Raw genomic sequence first — 17,204 nt, forward strand, 5'->3', positions numbered from 1 at the left:
TTGTTATTCCCTGTGTTAGCGATGTTCTTTGCATCACTATGCCGCCGAGACTATCACCGGGTTTTACGATCCGCAACGAAAAAACTTGGAACTTTTTGAGAAAACCATAGTCATAGGGAAAAAATTGTGAGCTGAATCCCATATTGTTTGCCCTCCTAGGGAAAACGTTTACAGCGATACTCGCTGCCTGAATCGCCCTTTTTTGGTGGTTTATTGCACGTGCCGCTCACCCCATAACATAAGTGCGGAACCTGACCCCTAACCCCTGCCTCGCCTTGCCTCGACCCAGGGCGCCTGTTGCGGGTATCCTGTGGCCATTCATCCCAGACACGGCCACGCCCCATTCATGCTATCGACTCGCCTCAAAGCCACCATTCGCAATACCTATCGACAGATTGCCGATGGTTTACCCGGTTTTGTGCCGCGCAAGGAGCAGAATTTTCTGGTGGCCGAAATCGCCAAGACGCTCACCGGTGAGTATGAGAAGAGTCGCCGCATCCTGGTGGCCGAGGCGGGCACCGGTATCGGCAAATCCCTCTCCTACGCCCAGGGCGCCATCCCTGTGGCACGGCTCACCCAGAAGAAACTGGTGATCTCCACGGCCACCGTCGCCCTGCAGGAACAGCTGATCCACAAGGATCTGCCGTTCTATCATCGCCACAGCGAGCTGCCGTTTCGCTTCATGCTGGTCAAGGGGCGTCAGCGTTACTGCTGTGAACATCTGCTTGAACAAGCGGCAAGCGGCGCCGAGATGGCCAATTTCGAACTCGACTTCGGTAGTTTGAGCAAGCACAAGCCGTCAGATTCTGACAAGGAACGCTATCAGGCGCTGTGGCAGGCCTACACCGAGGGGAAGTGGGACGGGGACAGGGACAACTGGCCCAAGCCCATTCCGGATCTGTGTTGGGATCGCATCGCCGCCGATCGCCACAGCTGCAACAAGGCGCTCAGCCACCATCAGCACTGCCCCTTCCACCGTGCCCGCAACGACATGGACGCTGCCGACGTGCTGGTGGTCAACCATGCCCTGCTGCTCTCCGACCTCACCATGGGCGGCGGTATCATATTGCCGCCGCCGGATGAGTGTATCTATGTGCTGGATGAGGCTCATCACCTGCCGACCATAGCCCGGGATCACGGTGCCGCCTCGGCCAGCATCAAGGGGTCCCGCCGCTGGCTGGAAAAACTGGTGCAGAGCGCCGGCAAGCTGGCCAGGGCGCTGAACAAAGAGAGCTTGATCGACCCCCAGCTCAAGCTGCAGGATGCCCTGGCCTCCCTGCAGCCGGATCTCAAGGCGCTGGAGCAGTGGCTCGCCGGCAACGATCACCTGTTTGGCAGCGAGCAGCACCACAGATTTGCCGAGGGGGTCCTGCCCGATCCCCTGCCCATGCTGGCCGAAAACTTGAAGGAGGCGAGCAAGAAGGCGCTGCGGGCGCTGGACAGGATGCAGGGCGCCATCGGCGAGGCACTCAAAGACGGCGAAATCCGTCGCAAGGAGGCCGAGCCCCTGCTGGCGGAGAGCGGCTTTCACCTGCAGCGGCTGGAGAGTTTCTGCGCCCTGTGGGAGATGCTGAGCCGTCATGTGCCGTCGGGCAAGACACCGCTGGCCCGTTGGATGGCCAGGAGTGAGGATGGGGACATCTGGCTGCACGCCTCCCCCATCGAGGTGGGTTATCTGCTGGAAGAGTGGCTCTGGTCCCGCTGTCTGGGCGCCGTGCTGGTCTCGGCCACCCTCACCGCTCTCTCCTCCTTCAGCTATTTCCGCCACCAGGTGGGGCTCAAAGAGCATGACGGCACCCGTTATCTGCGCCTGCGCTCTCCTTTCGAGTACCACAAGGCCGAGCTTTATCTGCCAAAAATGACCCATGAACCGAGCGCTCCCGGCTTTACCCAGGAGCTGGTCGATACCCTGCCCCGTCTGCTGGCGGGCAAGGAGGCGAGCCTGGTGCTCTTCTCCTCCTACCGCCAGATGAACGAGGTGGCAGTGGGGCTGCGGGCCAAGGGCCTCTCCCTGCTGGTACAGGGGGAAGCGTCGCGCAACGCTCTGCTCACCCTGCACAAACAGAAGTGCGACGGCGGTCAGGCCAGCATATTGTTTGGTACCGGCAGCTTCTCGGAAGGGCTGGACCTCCCCGGTCACTACCTCACCAACCTGGTGATCACCAAGCTGCCCTTCGCGGTGCCGAACTCCCCGGTGGAAGAAGCGACCGCCGAGTGGGTCGAAAAACGCGGCGGCAACCCCTTCTTGCAACTGACGGTACCGGAGGCGTCCCGCAAACTGATCCAGGCCTGTGGTCGTCTGATCCGCAAGGAAGCCGATCGGGGCCGGGTAACCATTCTCGATCGGCGCCTACTCACCAAGCGCTACGGCAAGGGCTTGCTCGATGCGCTGCCCCCTTTCACCCGGCGTATCGAATGAGGCATGTCGGGTTTATTTGACAGATGCGTCAGCAAGCTGACTGCCGGGCGGCTCCATAAACGGCTATTGCTGCTGTGGGGCAAACCTGTAAAAATGAGCCCCTATTTTTCAGTGGGCAATCGCCTGACTGTTCAAGGAGATGAAATGAAACTGACTGTTCTGGTGCCGGCCCTGGCTGGTCTGTTGTGGGCAGGTAGCGCCCTGGCTGATAGCCAACTGGAAATAAGCAATCCCTACGTGGTCCAGCTGATCGATGGCGAGTCCATCAATCCCAAGCTGCTGGACAAGAGCAGCAGCTTCCCCATCAGTGCCGGCAAGCACCAGGTGGTGGTAGCCTTCGAAGGCAACTACTCCAGCCGCAGCGAGATCAAGCTGGTGACCGCCGAGCCCCTGGTGATCAACTTCACCGCTGGTGACAACCAGAAGCTGGTGCTGGATTTCAAGAAGCCCCGTAACGAATCTGAAGCCCAGCAATTCGTGAAACAGCAGAAAGTCGTGCTCAAGGACAAGGTCAGCGGTCAGGCCCTGGCCAGCGAACAGTTCATCATGCCAAAAGTGGGTGGCTTCCAGCTGACCCGTGACTATCAGCAGGAGCTGCTGAAGATGGGCAAGGCCTTCAACCAGCCAGCCACCGTTGCCGTCTCCAGTGCTGCCGTGATGGCCGCCGCCAGCGCGCCGGTCGAAGTGGCGCCGAGCAAGGCTCAGAGCAATCCGGAAGCCCTGACCCAGCTGCAGAGCTGGTACAACAAGGCCGATGCGGAGACCCGCAAAGCCTTCCAGATCTGGGTGATCCAGCAGCAATAAGGGCGCAGCGCGTCGCTTTATGCATAGAGGGGAGCCTGGCTCCCCTTTTTCATATCAGTTCGGGCCTATTGCCATGTCCCTGCGCATCTTCTACCACCCCTATTACTCCTCCCTGACGCTGCCCGAGCGCCACCGCTTTCCCCTGGCCAAGTACCAGGCGCTGTTTGAGCACCTGGGCAGTCTAGGTTATCCGCTGGCAGAGGCCGCGCCCGCCACGCCTGAGCAGATAAAAAGAGTGCACGACGCCGGCTATGTGGAAGCGGCCCTTGCCGGCACCCTGGATGACGGCGCCATCCGCAGGCTCGGTTTTCCCTGGTCACCCATGCTGATTGAACGCACCCTGCGCTCGGTCGGGACCACCGTCGCCGCCAGCCGTCACGCCCTCGAGCAGGGCTGCGGCCTGCAGATCTCCGGCGGCTACCATCACGCTCACAGGGACTTTGGCAGCGGCTTCTGCCTGTTCAACGATCTGGTGATAGCGGCCCGGGCCTGCCTCGACGAGGGGCGCTGCGAGCAGGTGCTCATCGTGGATCTCGATGTCCACCAAGGAGATGGCAGCGCCGCCCTGTGCACGGGGAGCCGGGACATCATCACCCTCTCCCTGCATGGCGAGCACAACTTCCCCCACCACAAACCCGCCTCCCATCTGGACTTCGCCCTGCCAAGCGGCATGCAGGACGACGCCTACCTCGAGACCCTGAGCCAGGCGCTGAATCTGGCGCTGCGCCTCTACCGCCCCGATCTCATCCTCTACCAGGCCGGGGTCGACGTGCACCAGGCCGACGAGCTCGGCTACCTCTCCCTGAGCGACGCCGGGGTGCGTCAGCGGGACGCCATGGTGTTTGACTGTGCGATAAGCAACGGTCTGCCCATCGCCGCCGTACCGGGAGGCGGTTATCGGCGCGACTGGCGGCAGTTGATCCCGCTGCACCTCTCCCTGTTCGAAGAGGCGAAAAAACGCTATGGCTAGCGCCCCTTTTCCCCTCGCCAGCCCCTGATAACAACAAGGCGGCCCCGGGGCCGCCTCTTCTTATATAGGGCACAGCTGCTATAGGGCACAGCTGCGTTTTGCAGTGCCTGTCACCAGAGACAGGACAGCGTCATGCCTGGCGCTCGGCGTCCCTTCCCATCAGACACAGCCATCAGGCATGGGCCACCGGCGTCGGATGCTCACTCATGGGGCGCAGCAACATCAGCAGATAGATGAAGGACACGCTGGCGATCATGATAAACAGCAGGTTATCCGAGTAGTGCTGCATCAAGAGCGCGGTATAGGCAGGGCCCAGCAGGCTGCCTATGGTGTAGCTCAGCAGCAGCGCCTGATTCATCGCCACCAGCTGATGCTGCTCGACCCTCTCGCAGGCCCAGGCCATGGCCACCGGATAGAGGGTAAAACCGGCGGCGCCCAGGATGAAGAGCGCCGGTCCCATCGCCAGGTTGCCGAGCATCGCCAAGGCGCCCAGGATGACCACCAGCACCTGCATCCGCAGTACCGGCAAACGACCGAACCTGTCTGCCAGACGGCCGGCGGGCCACTGCCCCAGGATGCCGGCGCTCACCATCACCGCCATCCAGTAACCGATACCGGCATCACTCACCCCCTGATGGTTCAGGTAGAGCGGCATCAGGCCATAGAGCGACCCCAACACGATGCCGGAGATGATGCAGCCATTGACCCCAAGGCGCGCCTGACGCAGGCGCAGCATGGGCCACACCCGGGTTGCCCCCTGCGGCTCCCCCTGCTCGCTGACAATGCGGGTGAACAAGAGCGGCAGGATAGCGGCCAGTACCAGGCCAGTCACCCAGGGCAGCACATCCATCAGCGCGGTCGGCAGCGTGCTGACCAGCAGTTGCCCGAGCACAGTCCCCAGGTAATAGACCATCATGTAGGCGGCGAGCAGACGCCCCCGGTTGCGCGCGTTGCCGCTGCACATCAGCGCACTCTCCACCACCACCCAGATCATGGCGCAGCCGATGCCGGCGATGAAGCGCCAGGTGAGCCAGCTCCAGAACCCCAGGGTGACTCCTAAGCCCACACAGCCTGCGGCAAAGATCAGGGATGCCAGGTAGTAGCTGCGGTTGAACCCGGCGCGTTTGATCAGCGCCCCCGCCAGCAGGGTCCCCAGCAGGTTGCCGCAAAAATAGGCGGAGCCGACCATGCCCACCTGCCAGGTCGGAAGCTGGTCATGGGCGAGCCAGAGCGGCACCAGGGTATTCAACACCGCGATGGCCAGGGTCAACAGCAGCAGGCCACAGAGCAATAACAGCACTGGCCGGGAGTATGTGGTCATGGATAAAACCGTGGGGAGAGTCAAAATGCGAGCGCATCATGCCACTGCCAAAGCCATTGTCAATCGGCGCTGAGCCGTGGCGGTGGTGTTTTTCTGCGCGCAGACTCTACAGCCTGGATCTGAGCCGCGAGGTGCCCGCTGGCGGCCAAGGCGCTCCGCCATTTAGGCCGATACCCTGTCCATTGAAAAACGAAGAGGCGACCCCGGGGTCGCCTCCTCTTTCTACCAGCACAATAGACGCTATTTCTGACGCTTTCTGGCGTACTTGCGACGGGCCCGCGCCTGGCGCTCCTCTTCTCGCTCGGCCTTCTCCTTGGCCTTCTGCTCCGCCTCCTCGGCCGCCAGCACGATCTCGGCGCTCACCATCTCCGGGGTCTCCAGGGAGATGCGCCCCAGCATGCCTGAGCGGAACTCGTTGACCAGGATCTCGGAGGCCTTGTGCAGATCCGCCAGGCCGCCCTTGCGCATGAAACCGCGCTGGCGGGCGATGAGCTCCAGCAGCTCGATCTCGGTTTCCGGCAGCTCGCTCAGCTGGTAGCGCGCCTTGATGCGCTCCGGGTAGGCCTTGATGAAGTAATCGGCGGCGAACATGGCGATGTCGGCGTAGTCAAACACCGTGTCCTTGATGGCCGCTGTGATGGCCAGCCGGTAGCCACAGGAGGGCGGGTTGAGCTTGGGCCAGAGGAAGCCCGGGGTATCGGTCAGGATGACGTTGTTGTCCAGCTTGATCCGCTGCTGGGACTTGGTCACCCCCGCCTCGTTGCCGGTCCGGGCGATGATGCGCCCCGCCAGGGTGTTGATCAGGGTGGACTTGCCCACGTTGGGGATGCCCATGATCATGGCCCGCACCCCGCGTAGGTCGAAGTTGCGCTCCGGCAGCATCTCGTGGCACAGGGTCAGCAGCGCCTTGATCTTCTCCGGCTCCTGCTGGGTCAGGGGCAACGCCTTGATCCCCTTCCCTTGTTCCATGTGCGCCACCCACAGCTCGGTGATCGCCGGATCGGCGAGATCCGCCTTGTTCAGCACCTTGATGACGGGAGTATCCCCACGCAGCTCGGGCACCAGGGGGTTCTCGCTGGAGAAGGGGATGCGGGCATCGAGCATCTCGATGATGACATCGACCTGGGGCATGACCTCGGCAATTTCTTTGCGGGCCTTGTGCATGTGGCCGGGGAACCAGTTGATGGACATATCCGTTACTCTCTCATTGGGGATGCGGGCTCCCGCTGGGGGCTGCGGGCGCCTGGTGATGCGCCAAACCGCTGGCACTCATCGCAAGGGGGCGCATTTTACCTGCTGCGGCCCCGATTTGACAGGCCATTGTGGCCACGGGCGTGCATGGCAACAACACTGGTGCCACCACGGCCGGCGACGGCAGAGGCCCGAACAGCAATCAATAACTCATTGATACAACATAACATTTATCTGTCACCTTCACCGTATTGTCATCCAGACTCACTAAAAGTGTCATCTGCCCCCTCTAGGCTGCGCTCAGGTTTTACAAGGAGCGAACCCCAATGAGAAACATGGCAGGACTTGCAGTGATGATAGGCGCCACCCTGGTCGCCGGCTGCAACTCCAACAATGACAGCAGCACCCCAGAGCCCAGCGCCAAAAACGTCATCTTCTTCCTCGGCGACGGCATGGGCCTCAACACCCTGACCGCCGCCCGCATCTACGGCGTCGGGGAAGAGGGCAGCCTCACCATCGACACCCTGCCGGAGACGGCCTTCATCAAGACCTTCTCCCACGACGCCCAGGTCACCGACTCGGCCCCCTCCATGGCGGCCTACATGACCGGGGTCAAGAGCAACAACGGCGTCATCAGCATGGACAGCGACGCCACCTATGAGAGCGACTGCAGCAAGAGCGCCGGCAAGCCGGTCACCACCCTGCTGGAGCTGGCCAAGGCCGACGGCCGCGGCACCGGCGTGGTCACCAGTACCCGGGTGACCCACGCCACCCCGGCCGCCACCTATGCCCACATCTGCAACCGGGATCTGGAAAATGACATCGCCGCCCAGCTGGTGCCGGGCGGTGCTGGTTACAACGGCGCCCTGAAAGAGGGGCTGGACGTGGTGCTCGGCGGCGGCAGCAGCTTCTTCTTGCCCAAGGCCGACAAGGGCAAGCGGGAGGACGGCCGCAACCTCATCGACGAGATGCAGGCCAAGGGCTACCAGTTTGCCAGCACCCTGGACGAGCTGAACCAGGCCGAGGCGGGCAAGCCGCTGCTGGGGCTGTTTGGTTCGAGCCACATGAAATATGACCTGGACCGGCCTGCCAGCGAGCCGTCGCTGGCCCAGATGACCCTGGCCGCGATCAAGCAGCTCAAGGATAAAGAGAAGGGCTACTTCCTGATGGTGGAAGGGGGTCGCATCGATCACGCCCTGCACGACACCAACGCCAAGCGCGCCCTGCAGGATACCCTCGCCTTCGACGACGCCATCAAGGCCACCCTGGACGAGGTGAAGAAAACCGACCCCGAGCTGAAAAACACCCTGATCGTGGTCACCGCCGACCATGACCACACCCTGGTACTCAACGGGTACGCCAAGCGCACCGGCAAGACCACGGCCGGCAACCCCGGGGTGCTCGGGCTGGTGAAGAACTACGAGACCGGCGAGCCGAGCAAGGACAGCGACGGCATGCCCTACACCATCATCGGCTTTGGCAACGGCTACAACCGGGTGGATGGCCCGCGCAGCAGCGTGGCGCCGCTCGACGATGCCACCGTCTCGGCCGACGACTATCACCAGGAGGTGGTGGTCAAGGTGGGCGAGATCGGCAACGAGACCCACGGCGGCACCGACGTCTTCCTCGGCGCCATAGGCCAGGGAGCTGACAGCTTCCACGGTTCACTCGATAACACCGCCGTGTTCGGCAAGGTCAAGGCTGCGGCCAAGCTGTGAGGATCATTCCCGTGAGAAAAATCATGAACAAAACCCTGGTGTGCACCGCCCTGTTCGCCACCCTCGGCGGCCTGTCCCAGGCCCAGGCCAGCGACGCCAAGAACGTCATCCTCTTTATCGGCGACGGCATGGGCCCCAGCGTGCTCACCGCCACCCGCCTCTACAAGGTGGGAGAAGAAGGCAACCTCGAGATCATGTCGCTGCCACGCAGCGCCCGCATCAAGACCTTCTCCCACGACGCCCAGACCACGGATTCGGCCCCCTCCATGGCGGCCTACACCACCGGCGTCAAGATGAACAACGAGGTGATCGCCATGAGCAGCGACACCAAGGCCGTGGCACCGTCCAAGGATGCCAACGGCAACAAGGGCATCAACAACTGCACCGGCGACAACGGCACCCCGGTGCCGACCATACTCGAGCTCGCCAAGGCGGCGGGCAAATCGGTCGGGGCCGTCACCACCACCGAGCTGACCCATGCCACCCCGGCGGCTACGTACGCACACATCTGTCACCGGGATGCCGCCTACGCCATCGCCGAGCAGGCGGTGCCGGGCGGGGCCGGCTTCAACGCCGCGCTCGGGGACGGGGTGGACGTGCTGATGGGGGGTGGTGCCAATCACTGGACCCCCTACAGCGCCAGCAACAAGAGGGGCAGAGCCGATGGCCGGGATCTCACTGCCGAGCTCGGTGCCCAGGGCTATCAGTACGTCACCACCCAGAGCGATCTCGCCAAGATAGAGAGCGGCAAGGTGCTGGGTCTGTTCAGCGCCAAGTCCCACCTCGACTACGAACTGGACCGCGTCGCCAAGGGGGCGGCCAATACCCAGCCGTCCCTCTCCGAGATGACCGCCAAGGCGATCGATCTGCTCAGCCAGAACAGCCAGGGCTACTTCCTGATGGTGGAGGGAGGCCGCATCGACCACGCCCTGCACGCCACCAACGCCAAGCGTTCCCTCACCGATGCGGTGGCACTGGACGAGGCGGTCAAGACGGCGCTGGGCAAGGTGGATCTTGCAGATACCCTGATCGTGGTCACCGCCGACCACGATCACACCATGACCATCAACGGCTACGCCGCCAAGGGCAACCCTGTGCTGGATCTGGTGAAAAATGGCGACGGCTCGACCCAGAACGACGTGGATGGCAAGCCCTTCACCACGCTAGTGTTCGGCAACGGTCCGAACCGAGCTGACGTGCGCCCCACCCTCACCAGCGACCAGGTGATGGCGGACGACTACCTGCAGGAGACCGGGGTCAAGCTCGGCTCCGAGACCCACGGCGGCGGCGATGTGATGCTGTTCGCGGATGGCGCTGGCAGCGGCCGCTTCAAGGGCACCCTCGACAACACCCTGGTGTTCGGCAAGCTCAAGGAGGCGCTCGGTCTGTAAGGCACAGGGCCCGGTGTCACGCCGGGCCCTCTCCTGACGAGCGATCACCCATGATGCGATTGTTACTTTCGATATGGCTCCTTGGCTGTACCCTCTCCTTTCCCCTGCTGGCCGATGAGGCACCCGATCTGGCCGCCCGCATCCGCTATCAGGACAGGATCACCGGCAGCGATGGCATAGCCCGGGAGAGCGTCTGGCAGGAGAAGTGGCTGCGAGTGGGCAACCAGGTGTGGAGCCAGCGGCTCATCCCTCTGCCCCTTGCCCGAGCCTACCACGCCACTCACGACGCCACGCCCGGCCACAAGCACTTTACCCACCAGATGGCGGCGCGCTGGGTCACCCTGGATGACGGGGGCGACCTGCAACTGCGCTACGCCGACGCCTGGCACAACCAGCTGGTGGAGGTGCCGCCGGAAGAGTATGGCCAGGTGGCCTTCAAACCGGATTGGGAGCGGATCCGCTACCTCGTCAACCCGGCCCTGCTGCAGGAGATGACCCCGCTCGATGAGCAGGCACCCGAGCAGGCCCGCTGGTACGAAAAGCGCGAGGGCAAGCAGCGCACCCGCATCCTCTGGTCGAGCCGCTGGCAGTTGCCGCTGGTGGTGGAGTCGGCGAGCCTCGACGGCTACCGCAGCTACCGGATGGAGGTGACCCTCAAACCCCTGCCAAGGCAGTTGCCCTGGCAGCAGCTGGGCGGCTACCAGACCCTGGATCTGCGCGACTTCTTCGACTGACCCATCCTCTTCCCCCAATGGGTTGGCTGACTTGGGGTAACGGGATGTTACACTCTGTGTACTCATCCCTGACCCGGCCTTCTATGCGTCTTCCCCTACTGCTTTTATTCTGCTGCGCCCTTCTCTTCCCGGGCCCCGGCGCCCACGCCGTGGTGGTCCTGGCCGCAGACGTTCCCCCTTATGTCATCCGCTCCCAGCAGGGGGCCCCGAGCGGCATGGCCATCGAGGTGCTGGAGGAGGCGGCCCGCCGCCTTCAGGAGCCGCTGGAGATCGAGCTGATGCCGCTGGCTCGTGCCCTCAGTCAGACCCGCCACCGACCGGATGTGCTATTGCTGCCGCCGGCCAGAAATGCCCAGCGCGAGCCTCTGTTCCTCTGGATTGCCCCCCTGCTGGAGGAGGCCTTCGTACTGGTCAGCCACCGCCAGCACCACCCGGCCCCCCTCTCCGTCAAGGAGGTGGCCGGCCTGACCCTGGGGGCCTTGCGCGGCTCTCATGGTCAGAGCCTGATCCAGCCTCTGGAGGAAGTGACCCGGGAGCTGGTCACCGAGGAGGTCAGCAACGCCAGCAAGCTGGCGAGGGGTCGCATCCAGGGCTGGGCGGTGGCCTGGAATACCGCCCGCTACAACCAGCAGCGGGCTGGCTTGCCCCTGGCGGATCTGGTGCGCGGCGACACTTTGCAACAGAGCGCCCTCTATCTGGCCGCCAGCCCGCTGTTTCCTGCGGCAGAGGCGCTGCGCTGGCGCAAGGCGATTGAGGGAATGCGCGAGGATGGCAGCCTGGCACGCATCCTCAAGCAGTACGATTATCAGGCGCCCTGACACCGGCCGGGCATTTGCCAAAGCCATTCAGAATGGTTATGGTATCCCCATGAAAGCGCTCATGATTTTTTCCAGCCTGCTCACACCCCGTTGAGCCCCCGCCCTCGCCCCTGACCGCGAGTCGCTCGGGGGCATCGCGTTTGCGATCTATTCTCACAATCCGAACCCTTTTTCGACCAGCTTGCCCGTCATCCTGGTCCTGTCAGCCATTGATAAGGAATACCCAATGCAACAGCCTCATCTCGTCATCTCCAGCCTGGATCTGGATCGCATCGAGCAACTGCTCGGCAACCACCCGCAACACCTGGCCCTGCAGGAGGAGCTGGACCGCGCCGAGATCCGCGACCCGGCCGACATGCCGCCGGACGTGGTGACCATGAACAGCACGGTGCGCTTCAAGATGCAGAACAGCGGCAACGACTTCTGCCTGACCCTGGTCTACCCGAAGGACGTGCAGGGGGACGAGTCGAAGATCTCCGTGCTGGCGCCGGTCGGCAGCGCCCTGCTGGGATTGAAGGTGGGTGACAGCATCGCCTGGCCGGGCCCGGCCGGGCGCACCATACAGGTGGAGATCCTGGAAGTGGTCTATCAGCCGGAGCGCGCGGGCGAGCTGCACCGCTGACCGGGCCGGGGACGCTCTGCCCGCCACCGAGACGAGCAGAGCGTACCCTTCCTTTTATTGCAGCCCGTGTATTGCCGCCCGCGCCCCATGCCCAGACAGGCCGTGCATCGCCGCCTCATCCTGTTCAGACGTTCTCCTCCCCCTTGAGCCAAGTGGCGAGCGGGAGTATCTTGTTGGCCGCGCCAGCGCCCTGGCCGCAGATTTCAGGCTGACATCATGATAAAGATTGCCCTCATCGACGATCACCAGATCGTCCGCTCCGGCTTTGCCCAGTTGCTCAATCTCGAACCCGATCTGCGGGTGGTCGCCGAATTTGGCTCCGCCGCCGACGCCCTAGCCGGGTTGCCCGGCAGCGGGGCCCGGGTCTGCGTCTGTGATATCTCGATGCCCGACCAATCGGGGCTGGAGCTCCTCAAGCAGCTCCCATCCGGCCTCGCGGTAGTGATGCTCTCGGTCCACGACAGCCCGGCCCTCATCGAGCAGGCGCTGCAGACCGGTGCCAAGGGATTTCTCTCCAAGCGTTGCAGCCCGGATGAGCTGATCGCTGCCGTGCGTACCGCCGCCCAGGGGGGCTGCTACCTGACCCCGGATATCGCCCAGAAGCTGGCCAACAGCAGCCGGGATCCCCTCACCAATCGGGAGCGGGAGATTGCCCAGTTGCTGGCCCAGGGGCTGGAGGTGAAGAGCATCGCCGAGCAGCTCGGTCTCTCCCCCAAGACGGTGCATGTGCACCGCGCCAACCTGATGGACAAGCTCAAGGTCAGCAACAACGTCGAGCTGGCCCACCGCATGCTGGACAGCTGGTGATCTCCCGTTTTGCCAGCTATGTCGCCATCGCGCTGGCGGTCAGCTTCATCTTTGCAGCCGGCTGGTTTTGCCTCTGGAGCATCAGCCTGCATCTGGCGGGTGGCCCGGCGCTGGCGGTGCTGCTGTTCCCCTTTGGCCTGCGCCTCGGGCTGCTGCTGCAAAGTCCCGGCCACTACTGGCCGCCGCTATTATTGTGCGAAGGGCTGTTGCTCTACTGGCTCAATCTGGAGGTGGGGCTGCCCCACTGGCCATGGCTGGTCGCCGGCAGCCTGCTCACCCTGTTGCCGCTGTTCATTGCCCGTCACCAGCAGGTACGCAACGACTGGCAACAGTTGTTGCTGCTGCTCGCCACCGTCACGGCGGCGGCGCTGTTGCAAGCCCTGCTCTGGCATCTGGCGGGGGAGGATGGCCTCTCGGCACTGCTGCTCAGCCTGACCGGCGGTCTCACCCTCACCTCCACCTGCATGCTGATCTGGCACTACCTCACCCGCGCCACCTGGGTGCCGCTGGGGCCTGCGCTGGTGGATCAACCGGTGGACTGGCGTTTTCGCCATCTGGTCTGGTACCTGCTGCTGTTCGTATTGAGCCTCTGGCTGCAACTGGGGTTGCCCAACTCGCTGGTGCGCTTCACGCCGTTTTGTCTCGCCATCCCCATCATCGCCATGGCGTGGCGCTACGGCTGGCAGGGGGCGCTGCTCGCCACCCTGATGAACACCATAGCCCTGTTGGCGAGCCAGGCCTGGCATGATCATCCCCTCGACCTGCTGCTCTCCCTGCTGGCCCAGAGCCTCACCGGCCTGCTGCTCGGCGCCGGGATCCAGCGCCAGCGCGAGCTCAATCAGGCGCTGACCCGCCAGCTCGCCCACAATCGCCAGCTCACCGAGCGGCTGCTGGAAACCGAGGAGAGCATCCGCAAGGAGGTGGCGCGCGAGCTGCACGACGATATCGGCCAGACCATCACCGCCATTCGTACCCAGGCCGGGATCGTGCGCCGGCTCGCCCCCGACAATGCCGGGGTGGGCCAGAGCAGCGCCCTGATCGACACCCTGTCGCTCGGGATCTACGACGCGGTGCGCGGCCTGCTCGGGCGGCTACGCCCGCGCCAGCTCGACGACATGACCCTGGAGCAGGCGGTACGCAGCCTACTGCGGGAGCTGGAGCTGGAGCGCCGCGGCATCGTTACCCGGCTGGAGTGGCAGCTGGCGGATGGGGATCTCTCCGATGCCCAGCGGGTCACCCTGTTTCGGGTCTGTCAGGAGGGGCTCAACAACGTGGTCAAACATGCCAACGCCCACTCGGTCACCATCCGCGCCCGGGCCAGCGGCGAGCAGTTGCAACTGGTGCTGGAAGATGATGGCCGCGGCCTGCCACAGAGTCGCCCGCAGCAGGGCTATGGCCTGCTCGGCATTCGCGAGCGGGTGCAGGCGCTCGGGGGCAGTCTGCAACTCTCCTGCATCCACGGCACCCAGCTGACGGTCAACCTGCCCAGTCGCAGACGGGAGGAGAGTCATGACTGATCACCACCAGAGGGCCAGCCTGTGCTGAGTTTTATGAGAAGCGCGCCACCTCAGCCACTCATTCGTGATCAGGCCGAGATCGACGCCACCTATCGTCACTGGCGGCTGCACCTGCTGCTGACCATGTATCTGGGCTACGCGGTCTTCTACTTCACCCGCAAGAGCTTCAACTTCGCCATGCCGGACATGCTGGCGAGCGGCATGCTGGACAAATCCGACATCGGCATGCTCTGGACCCTGTTCTACATCACCTACGGCTGTTCCAAGTTCTTCTCCGGCATCATCAGCGACCGCGCCAACCCACGCTACTTCATGGGGATTGGCCTGATGGCGACCGGCGTCATCAATATACTGTTCGGCCTCTCGTCGGCACTCTGGATGTTTGCCGCCCTCTGGGTCGCCAACGCCTTCTTTCAGGGCTGGGGTTGGCCCCCCTGCTCCAAGCTGCTCACCAGCTGGTATTCGCGTACCGAGCGCGGGGTCTGGTGGTCGGCCTGGAACACCGCCCACAACGTCGGCGGGGCACTCATCCCCCTCATCGTCAGCACCATTGCCCTGCAGCATGGCTGGCGCTACGGCATGATAGTGCCAGGGGTTATCGCCATCGTCGCGGGGTTGTTCCTCTGCTGGCGGCTGCGGGATACCCCGGCCGCCATGGGACTGCCCACGGTGGGAGTGTGGCGCAATGATGCCATGGAGCTGGCCCAGCAGACCCAAGATGCGGGGCTCTCCCACCGCCAGATCCTGCGCAAATATGTGCTGGGCAACCCCTATATCTGGCTGCTGGCCTGCTGTTACGTGCTGGTTTATGTGGTGCGCACCGCCATCAATGACTGGGGCAATCTCTATATGACCGAGCAGCGCGGCTTCAATCTGATGAGCGCCAACTCGGCCATCTCCATGTTCGAGGTGGGGGGCTTTATCGGGGCCCTAGTGGCGGGCTGGGGATCGGACAAGCTGTTCAACGGCAACCGCGGGCCCATGAACCTTATCTTTGCGGTGGGGATCCTGCTGGCGGTGGGATCGCTGTGGCTGATGCCCTTCTTCAGCTACGTGATGCAGGCGGCCTGCTTCTTCACCATCGGCTTCTTCGTGTTTGGCCCCCAGATGCTGATCGGCATGGCGGCGGCGGAGTGCTCTCACAAAAACGCGGCTGGGGCGGCCACCGGCTTTGTCGGACTGTTTGCCTACATGGGGGCGGCGCTGTCGGGCTATCCGCTCGCCAAGGTGATGGAGATCTGGCACTGGAACGGCTTCTTCGTGGTCATCTCGGTGGCGGCCGGGGTCTCGGCCCTGCTGCTGCTCCCCTTCCTCAAAGCCCAGGCACCGCGAGCCCTCGTCACCGAGCCGGGCTGATCACAACAGCTCAGGCCGGCAGGCAGACCCGGTTCTTGCCGCTGCGCTTGGCCCGATAGAGGGCGCGATCCGCCTGACCGAACAGGGTATCGAGATGCCAGCCCCGGGCATAGGGCACCAGCCCCAGGCTGGCGGTGACCTGGATGCCGTCCAGGGGCAGCGTCGCTATCCCCTGGCGGATCTGCTCGCAGCGGGCCTGCTGGGCCAGGGCATCCCCCTCGGGCAGCAGCAGCACGAACTCCTCGCCGCCGAAGCGACTGGCCACCAGATCCCCCTGACCGGCCAGATAGGCACCCACTGCCGCCAGTACCCTGTCCCCCACCTCGTGACCGTGACGATCGTTGATCTGCTTGAAGTCATCGAGATCCAGCACCACCAGCGCCCCCTGTTTGGGTGCAGTCACACAGCGCTCCATAAAGCCACGCCGGTTGAGCAGGCCCGTCAGGGGATCCTGGCTGGCCTGCCGACGCAGGGCCAGTGCCCGGTACTGGGTACAGAGCAGCAACACCCCGAAGGTGGAGAGGTAGTTGCCCATCAACATGGAGAGAAAGGGCAGTACATTGACCACGTGCTTGTCCATCAGCACCCGCGCCTCGCCGCTGAGCAGGGAGCCCATGCGCACCAGGTTGAAGCCATAGAGCAGAATGTTGACCACGGTAAACACCAGCACCGCCGGCAGGTAGGCCGGATAGCCATGACGCCAGATGAGCACCACCACCACGGCCCCCAGCACCATGTAGCTCAGGCAGGCCAGCAACACCCTGGGGGCCATATGGTCGTTGAACAGCACGCTCCAGCAGAGGAACAGCAGGTAGATCAGCATGAAGAGTGCGAATGCCCGCCAGTTCGGCGACTCGCCGAAGAAGCGTTGCAGCGCCAGTGGCATCAGGGCAATGCAGAGGGTGATGAGCAGGTTGGCCAGCCAGATCCCCGCCATGTGCGGCGCGAACGCCTGCAGGAAGAACATCGACTGGGCCGCCAGGGCACAGAGGCTGGACCACCACCAGAGTCCGAGGCCCGGGATCTCCCTGTGGGTCGACCAGATGATGGAGAGGGTGATGAATCCCAGGCTGTAGCCCCCGAGAGCCATGAACATCAGTGTGAATATGTCCAGATTGAGCAGAATTGAGGCGTCCATTCCCGAACCTTCCAATGGGGATGGCTGAGTATATGGGAAGCCCATGACAAGACACAGAGGGAGCCTTCTGGCGCAATAAAATATTTTCCGGGTCTCTGCTTGGCCGCCCCGTCATCCAGCCTGATGTCATGCACTTAAGGTTCGTTCGGCCCCAGATTTCCCGCTTGTCATACAGCAAAATGCCTGCCAACTATTTTTGCACTTGAACCCGCGCCATTAGATAGATATGTTGTTTTCATGTGGTTTTATGAGCCGTGCCACGAGGAAAAAACGTCACTAACCTATTGAGTCGTCTGACACAATCGGATTTTGGTACATTTTTCACTCAACCCACGAAGAATAGAATCCCATATGGGGCTTTTGCCTCAATCAAGACAATAATCCTGTCTTGCCTGTTG

The 17,204-nt window shown here is 63.2% G+C and carries 14 protein-coding genes; 11 read left to right on the forward strand and 3 right to left on the reverse strand.

Annotation, left to right across the window (positions count from 1 at the left end):
* Positions 1 to 346 precede the first annotated feature (346 nt).
* From dinG to ACB039_RS10525, 3 genes are all read left to right on the forward strand, one after another.
* Positions 347 to 2,419, forward strand: coding sequence for an ATP-dependent DNA helicase DinG (gene dinG / locus ACB039_RS10515; RefSeq protein WP_139751177.1), 2,073 nt, complete (start codon positions 347 to 349; stop codon positions 2,417 to 2,419).
* 144 nt (positions 2,420 to 2,563) lie between these two features.
* On the forward strand, positions 2,564 to 3,223 hold the full coding sequence (locus ACB039_RS10520) for a DUF2057 family protein (protein ID WP_371165611.1): 660 nt from the start codon (positions 2,564 to 2,566) through the stop codon (positions 3,221 to 3,223).
* A 73-nt stretch (positions 3,224 to 3,296) separates the two neighbouring features.
* Positions 3,297 to 4,193 (forward strand): histone deacetylase, encoded by an 897-nt coding sequence (locus tag ACB039_RS10525; protein WP_371165612.1) that lies wholly within the window; start codon positions 3,297 to 3,299, stop codon positions 4,191 to 4,193.
* A 172-nt stretch (positions 4,194 to 4,365) separates the two neighbouring features.
* Here the strand turns inward: ACB039_RS10525 and ACB039_RS10530 are convergent, their stop codons facing one another.
* Both ACB039_RS10530 and ylqF read right to left on the reverse strand, forming a co-directional pair.
* On the reverse strand, positions 4,366 to 5,514 hold the full coding sequence (locus tag ACB039_RS10530) for an MFS transporter (RefSeq protein WP_139751180.1): 1,149 nt from the start codon (positions 5,512 to 5,514) through the stop codon (positions 4,366 to 4,368).
* Between the two features lie 240 nt (positions 5,515 to 5,754).
* Positions 5,755 to 6,705 (reverse strand): ribosome biogenesis GTPase YlqF, encoded by a 951-nt coding sequence (ylqF, locus tag ACB039_RS10535; protein ID WP_371165613.1) that lies wholly within the window; start codon positions 6,703 to 6,705, stop codon positions 5,755 to 5,757.
* A 326-nt stretch (positions 6,706 to 7,031) separates the two neighbouring features.
* On the opposite strand from ylqF, the gene ACB039_RS10540 reads away from it, so the two are divergent.
* From ACB039_RS10540 to ACB039_RS10575, 8 genes are all read left to right on the forward strand, one after another.
* Positions 7,032 to 8,423, forward strand: a complete 1,392-nt coding sequence (locus ACB039_RS10540) for an alkaline phosphatase (protein WP_371165614.1) — start codon at positions 7,032 to 7,034, stop codon at positions 8,421 to 8,423.
* Positions 8,424 to 8,446: 23 nt separating this feature from the next.
* A complete protein-coding gene (locus tag ACB039_RS10545; protein WP_371165615.1) occupies positions 8,447 to 9,814 on the forward strand; it encodes an alkaline phosphatase in 1,368 nt (455 codons plus the stop codon).
* Between the two features lie 50 nt (positions 9,815 to 9,864).
* Positions 9,865 to 10,548 carry a hypothetical protein gene (locus ACB039_RS10550; protein WP_371165616.1) on the forward strand — a complete coding sequence of 228 codons (684 nt, stop codon included), beginning with the start codon at positions 9,865 to 9,867 and terminating at the stop codon, positions 10,546 to 10,548.
* An 83-nt stretch (positions 10,549 to 10,631) separates the two neighbouring features.
* Positions 10,632 to 11,366, forward strand: coding sequence for an ABC transporter substrate-binding protein (locus tag ACB039_RS10555; protein WP_193354199.1), 735 nt, complete (start codon positions 10,632 to 10,634; stop codon positions 11,364 to 11,366).
* Between the two features lie 226 nt (positions 11,367 to 11,592).
* Positions 11,593 to 11,988 (forward strand): nucleoside diphosphate kinase regulator, encoded by a 396-nt coding sequence (gene rnk / locus ACB039_RS10560; protein WP_041206035.1) that lies wholly within the window; start codon positions 11,593 to 11,595, stop codon positions 11,986 to 11,988.
* Positions 11,989 to 12,204: 216 nt separating this feature from the next.
* The gene (gene uhpA, locus ACB039_RS10565; protein ID WP_005329071.1) at positions 12,205 to 12,795 is read left to right on the forward strand and encodes a transcriptional regulator UhpA; all 591 of its coding nucleotides are present in this window, start codon (positions 12,205 to 12,207) and stop codon (positions 12,793 to 12,795) included.
* A complete protein-coding gene (gene uhpB, locus ACB039_RS10570) occupies positions 12,792 to 14,312 on the forward strand; it encodes a signal transduction histidine-protein kinase/phosphatase UhpB (protein WP_371165617.1) in 1,521 nt (506 codons plus the stop codon). Before uhpA ends, uhpB begins: the two co-directional genes overlap by 4 nt.
* Before the next feature lie 21 nt (positions 14,313 to 14,333).
* Positions 14,334 to 15,668 carry an MFS transporter gene (locus tag ACB039_RS10575; RefSeq protein ID WP_182788467.1) on the forward strand — a complete coding sequence of 445 codons (1,335 nt, stop codon included), beginning with the start codon at positions 14,334 to 14,336 and terminating at the stop codon, positions 15,666 to 15,668.
* A 10-nt stretch (positions 15,669 to 15,678) separates the two neighbouring features.
* Here ACB039_RS10575 and ACB039_RS10580 read toward each other — a convergent pair whose 3' ends face one another.
* On the reverse strand, positions 15,679 to 16,806 hold the full coding sequence (locus ACB039_RS10580; protein WP_371165618.1) for a GGDEF domain-containing protein: 1,128 nt from the start codon (positions 16,804 to 16,806) through the stop codon (positions 15,679 to 15,681).
* Positions 16,807 to 17,204: the final 398 nt, after the last annotated feature.

Origin of the sequence: Aeromonas sp. S2(2024), from assembly GCF_041402505.1 — a bacterium.
In the GTDB taxonomy this organism is placed as follows: domain Bacteria; phylum Pseudomonadota; class Gammaproteobacteria; order Enterobacterales; family Aeromonadaceae; genus Aeromonas; species Aeromonas media.